4 protein-coding genes are annotated in these 6,000 nt (G+C 48.3%); 2 read left to right on the forward strand and 2 right to left on the reverse strand.

The annotated features are described in order from the left end of the window. The first annotated feature begins 191 nt into the window (after positions 1 to 191). Positions 192 to 1,496, forward strand: coding sequence for a tyrosine-type recombinase/integrase (locus tag AC2D8L_RS16420; protein WP_484686587.1), 1,305 nt, complete (start codon positions 192 to 194; stop codon positions 1,494 to 1,496). Then, entirely contained in the window at positions 1,493 to 2,632 is a 1,140-nt protein-coding gene (locus AC2D8L_RS16425; RefSeq protein WP_484686588.1) for a tyrosine-type recombinase/integrase, read from the forward strand. Before AC2D8L_RS16420 ends, AC2D8L_RS16425 begins: the two co-directional genes overlap by 4 nt. 267 nt (positions 2,633 to 2,899) lie before the next feature. Here AC2D8L_RS16425 and AC2D8L_RS16430 read toward each other — a convergent pair whose 3' ends face one another. Both AC2D8L_RS16430 and AC2D8L_RS16435 read right to left on the reverse strand, forming a co-directional pair. Continuing rightward, positions 2,900 to 3,976, reverse strand: a complete 1,077-nt coding sequence (locus tag AC2D8L_RS16430) for an alpha/beta fold hydrolase (protein WP_484686589.1) — start codon at positions 3,974 to 3,976, stop codon at positions 2,900 to 2,902. A gap of 409 nt (positions 3,977 to 4,385) precedes the next feature. Further along, a partial coding sequence (locus tag AC2D8L_RS16435; RefSeq protein ID WP_484686590.1) for a PKD domain-containing protein occupies positions 4,386 to 6,000 on the reverse strand: 1,615 nt, incomplete at its 5' end.

Below are 6,000 nucleotides of genomic sequence, written 5' to 3' on the forward strand. Positions count from 1 at the left end.
CTCTTATGAGGACTTTGTCCGAATTTGGAACGAAAAGCGATTGTGGTAAGATGTTGATCTAGTTGGAAGTATTGGTCCCAGAACAGCCAAAGCGGCGTTTGAACGACCCTCCTCCTCCCTGCTTCCCCGTTTTTCCTGGGTGCTTTCCAAGGAACTGCGTGGATTTTTTCCTGAAAGCAAGGAGTAAAACTATGCCCAAATTATCAGTTGCTTCTGCTGCTAAAACAACAAGGCACCACACAACTTCCCGTGACATTATTGTGTGGGATGATCATGTCAAACAGCTCGGGCTTCGAACACGAGATGGCAAAAAGACGTGGATTGTTCAAACTCGCGTCGATGGAAAATCTAAACGACGAACGCTTGGCTCGGAAGCCGATGTCATGGTTTACCAAGCGCGTGTTCTGGCACAGCAGGCATTAGATCAGCTCCAACAAGCATACGCTCGATCAAATCCATTTGTGAGCATGGAAGACTTTGCCGACATTTGTTTAGAAGATTGCATCGGACGCTGGAAGGCAGGGTCTATCAAGACGAACAAAAGCGCCATCCGAAATTACATCATTCCTCATTTCGGGAAGAAATCTATGGTCGACATTGGACATCAAGATGTCGTGGTTTGGTATCATCAAATCGATAGGGCTCCAGCAACCCGCAATCGCATCCTCTCCGTTCTATCAACTATGATGCAGCACGCAGAGATTACCGGCATCCGGCCATCACACAGCAATCCGTGCCGTTACATGCGCAAACGTCAGAGCGAGTTCAAAGCTGAGTATTTGGATGGCAAAGGATATGCGAAGTTAGCAAAGGCCCTACATTGCTTAGAAGACCAGTTTCCCATGCAGGTCGCCTTTGTGAAGTTCCTCATGTTTACAGGCTGTCGTAAGGGGGAAGCAAAAGCTGCACTGTGGTCTCAGTTGGAAATAGACCGCATAGTTCTGCCCGACAGCAAGACAGGACCAAAAACAATCTGGCTCGGCGACCCAGCACGAAAAATTCTCAAGACATTGCCCAAAACCGGATCACACATATTTGCTGACAATCAATCAACCGAGTTTGAAAGAGATCTCAGTCTTCTTTGGATGGACGTGAGAAAAAAGCTCGGCAGGCCAAGGTTCAGGCTTCACGATCTACGCCATAGCTTTGCATCGGTTGCCGTAAATATGGACTTTGACCTCAAAGTCATTGGCGGGTTGCTTGGACATTCTAATCTAGAAACCACTGCTGCATATGCACATCTGAACAAGAAAACTGTTCGCGAGGCCGGAGATCGTGTTGGAGAGCATTTTGAGCGTACATTCGACCAAGAGTCTCCACTGAAAGAGCCCAGGGTTGCCCGCAAGTCTGTTGAGCGGCATTCAGTGTTCATGCGATTTATTAAATCCAATCTAAAGCTAGACCAATTCTGCAAACTGGAAGGTCTAAGTCCTCAGACCTTTCGCCAAGAGCTCCGATTATGGAGGAAGAACAATCAGCGGAGGGCGGCAAAATGAAAACGCTCACTCTGTTGACCCCTCACCTGTTGGACAACCTCGTCCCACAGGTAAAAGAATACACACTATTTGATGCCCAGTGCGATCAACTTGCCCTGCGCATTCAACCCGGCGGCTCGATGTCTTGGGTTATGTGGGAAAGACAAAAAAGCAAAACGCGCCGTATTACGCTAGGCACGTATCCTGATCTTTCACCCAAACAAGCGCGCCAAGCTCATCACCTGCGCAAATCTGGCGTCGAAATAGCACCGCTCAAAGCAGAAGCTACAATTCGGTTTGCGGAACTTGTCGCGCTGTTCGTCGATATCAAGCTCCCCAAATACAAGGTGTCTGCACGAGGGCCATTCAATGACTATTTGCGCAGCCAGCTCATTCCGGCCTTTGGGAACAAGGAGATCAGCAAGATTACAACGCCAATGGTGGCGGACTGGTTCTATAATTATTCTAGAGAACGGTCAGGGGGAGCTAATCAAGCCATTGGCCACTTCACCACGATGTTCAACTGGGGGAAGCGAAATGGTCACATCCCATTTGAACTAAAAAACCCTGCCTCGCCAATCAAACGAAACAAAACTTTACCTCGTGGGAGAATGCTGAACTCCGAACAGCTCAAGACGCTTTGGGAAGTGTTAGAACGTCCACCCGTTCGATGCGCGCCAGCGGCTGATCCGCTAAAGCTGATGCTACTTACAGCATGCAGACGTGGCGAGATACTTGGTCTCACATGGAAGGAGGTCAAACCGACCAAAATTCTACTTAATGACGCCAAACAAGGTCCGCGAGAAGTGCCGCTCAACCGACAAGCACAAAAGCTTCTCAGGGCGCTCAAGTACGGCAACCATTCGCGTTTCGTGTTCCCGTCTGCCCAATCTGAAAGTGGTCACCTCGAATGCATTGATCAAGCTTGGCGTACAATCAAGAGCTTTGCAGGTTTAGCACCCGACTTCCGCATTCATGACTTGAGGCACACCTACGCATCTCATGCCATTCTTTCTGGCGAGTCCATGCCAGTAACAGGTCAATTGTTGGGACATAAGTCGCCTCATTCGACCCAAAGATATGCGCATCTTGATGGGTCAACGTTAGCAAGTGCCGCTGACAAGATTTCCAAGCAGATTGAGAAAATGATGAAATAGAGTTAGGGCAGATGTGGGCGGGAAGCAGCCGTTGGGCAGATTGGGCGTTTGACGCTCTGAATTGAAAACGCAGAAATTGGACGTTAGCATTGGTCTTGTATTCGGATAGGCTGCAGCGAGCCCCACTAGGACATTCACATCAATACCCGCCTATCTCCGGTTTAAGACTTATGGCGTTAGGCACTGCTATGTTAAATTCGGAAAGTGGGTGCGGACAATGTCATCACTGCTTCTTGTTGTTAGTGCACAAGCAAAGTTGTCGGCCAATCAGAAATGCTTACTCAAAAACTCTGAGATCCGTTTGACGAATAGTTGCCGTTTGTCCCAGTAGATGACGTGCCCTGCACCTTCAATAAATGCATATTCTGCGTTTGGGATGAGATCTACATATTCATACGTACCCGCAAAGTCGATGGTATCACATTGGCCTTGCATTACGAGGGTTGGGGCAGAGAGTTTTGTAAGTCCTTGCCGAGGGTCTGGCAAATCATCGGGAAAAAAGTTCATTCCAGATCTGCTGTATGCACCTGCACCACCTTCTTCTGGCAACACATTCTTGGGATCGCAAACCATGTGCCGCGTAAACCCTGCAGCCATATCATTAAGGGCGCCATCGATCTCTTCATCAGACGCAAATTTGACGTCGAAAAACTGCGCGATAACAATTGATGCAATGGCCCGCAAAGGCAATTTTGAAATGCCCATATCTGTTTTGGCCGCCTCAGATGGCGCAATAAATTGAAATTCCTTGGGTACTGGATAGAGTTTTTCGTTTATCCAAGCCCCTTCATCATCAAATTTGGAAGGTTCAATTGAACCCGGAGATGTGAGTATAAGTGCGGCAACCCGATCTGGGTGCATTGCTGCAAACCTTGAAGCCAGTTCGCCGCCGAACGATTGTCCGGATAAAACCACTTTTGGCGCACGAATTTTCTCATCTACAATCTGGAACAGATCATCGACGGCTGATTGAATCGTTGTTTCTTTTGGCCTGTCTCGCCGATCGGAAAGGCCGGTGCCGCTTTGGTCATATAGATAGACATCGTGCCCTAGTTTTCCAAACTCACCAAAAACGTCAATCGTTGAAGAATGTACATATCCACCCGGACCGCCATGAAGATAAACAATCGGGGGCTTGGATGGTACTGTTGGAGCAGCTGATACCTTCGAGTATGCGATCCTGTAACCACCACCCATTGTCCAATACTGCGTGCTCTCACGCGGTTCTATCCCTTGGATAGCAGGGTTGATCGGTATAAACACCAAAACACCAATAATTAATATCAATACGACAACAACCGCCGCAATTATTCTTAGAATCCATTTGATCAGCGTTGAGAACATAGTTCCTCCAGATATCCTAAGATGCATATAGGATGCATTATTCAATTTTCAATTGGAGTAATCTCAACTCGTCGCCATCGTGTACGACGCGAGGGACCATGATGAGAATGCAGCAATGTGTGGCTCTAAAATTTGTTTCGGTTTTGCCCAATATGCAACGCTTCATGGATCGTCGGGTCAAGCTCGAGTATGACATGTGGAGGTGGAAATTTGAACTTAGTCACTTTGTCGGCACAGCCGACGCCCATTCTGAGCCCTTTGTCGCCGCTGAATTTGAGGTTTGGTTAGGCATTACAAGCCCAAAGCAACCCTTGGTGTCATATGCTCAAAATCTCTCCAAAGCGGTGGGCAGTCAAATTCGGTGCAGTATACAAAGAAAAGAGGTTGGGAGTAACATGTATTACTCTAATCAAAATCCAATTTTGATCTGCAAGTTTGCACCGTAATTGCTGTGCTCCGTACCTATGCCTTCTTGAAATACATCGCCTGTTAAACTCAGTCTTTGATCAATTTCCCAATCTAAACCCAAGTGAACTCTTGTACTGCCCTCGCTTCGCTCTGCCCCTGCGCGTTGGCTTGCGGTATAGTTAGCGGCTACCCCTCCCTTCAAGTTGAGATTTCCAGTTTCAACCGGAAAAGGCACTTCAAACTCCACTCCTGCGCTGAGTTGGGTCGATGCAGCAGACATGGAAACAATTGTGTTGCCAGGTGTATCTATGTAGTTTTTGGAGTATTCATCCGCGTGTATAACGCTCAACGACGGCCGCAGATTTAACCGTTCTGTGCTAATTTCGCCTTCCACTTTGAATTGACCCAGCCACCTGTTTGTTTCAAATTCATCTGTGTAGAAGCCCAAGGCATTGATGATGTTGTTGCTCTTCCCGAAAAGAATGCGCCCTTCAAAGAAAAGTGGCTGTTCAGGCAGCTTTGCTACAAAATATGGCCCTGCCATCCAGCCGTTTCCGCTGACCCCTTCCGATTCATACGACATGTCGTCGAACTGAAACATGCCTCCAAATAGGAAATTGGGAGTTACCTTGGTGTGTGCGCCAACCGTCCCCTGGACAAAGCGAGTTCCGTTCCCCCAAGATGCCTTCATGTCATGCCAGACATGTCCATTTTGAACGCAACCATCCAATAGACCACCAGAATCATTGATTGAAGCATTTAGATGCCCGCAGTACTCATCACTGAGAAATTGCGAAAGATTTGGTTGATTGGAGACTAGCCGGAATGTGCGTTCGAGCAAAAAGTCCGCAATCTTTTCTTGGCTCTCATTGACAACGTTTAGGGCTGACTGGGTGAATACTATGCGAATGGAACCAGAAGCAAAGTTGTCAACTGTGATACTCACGGTAGCAATCCCCTCGCTGCCGGACCGTAGCCACACGGAATATGTGCCGTTACGATTGTCTCGCATCGGAATCGAAACCCCTGAAGGGTTTTGCCGGAGCGTTCCTAAATTTGTTGTAGCGACTACATTGTTTCCACCGTCAGCTAAGATGTTGCCGGATTGATCAAAAAGCGTAACCGTAATTTCGGCTTCCGTGGAATCATTCGCTGGAAGGGTATCAACAACTGTGTGGCTGGAAGTTATGCGCGTGCTTTTTGAATTTGCGATTCCCGGAGCGGTCACCGTAACATCAATGGTATCGGCGGTAGAGGCTTGGCCCAGATTGTCTGTCACAATAAGTGAAAATGTGAGCGTTGCGTCGGCGTCACCTGCAAGCAGGGTTGGTGCAGTGAAACTGGGTTGTGACGCCGTATTGGATGACAAAGCGACAACTGTCCCAGCAGTTTGCGTCCAAGCATAAGTGAGAGACTGGCCCGGATCGCTGTCTGACGATGCACTTCCATCTAGCGTAACACTCGCTGCGGAAACCACGGTTTGATTGGGCCCAGCATTGGCTGTCGGCGTGGTGTTTCCCGGAGCGGTCACCGTAACATCAATGGTGTCGGCGGTAGAGGCTTGGCCCAGATTGTCTGTCACAATAAGTGAAAATGTGAGCGTTGCGTCGGCGTCA

The sequence above is a fragment of the Maritalea sp. YIW29 genome, from assembly GCF_057219265.1.

Bases quoted from the DNA above. Each gene is read 5' to 3' on its own strand.
- AC2D8L_RS16430 (WP_484686589.1), bottom strand. From the start codon at position 3,976: ATGTTCTCAACGCTGATCAAATGGATTCTAAGAATAATTGCGGCGGTT.
- AC2D8L_RS16425 (WP_484686588.1), top strand. From the start codon at position 1,493: ATGAAAACGCTCACTCTGTTGACCCCTCACCTGTTGGACAACCTCGTC.
- AC2D8L_RS16420 (WP_484686587.1), top strand. From the start codon at position 192: ATGCCCAAATTATCAGTTGCTTCTGCTGCTAAAACAACAAGGCACCAC.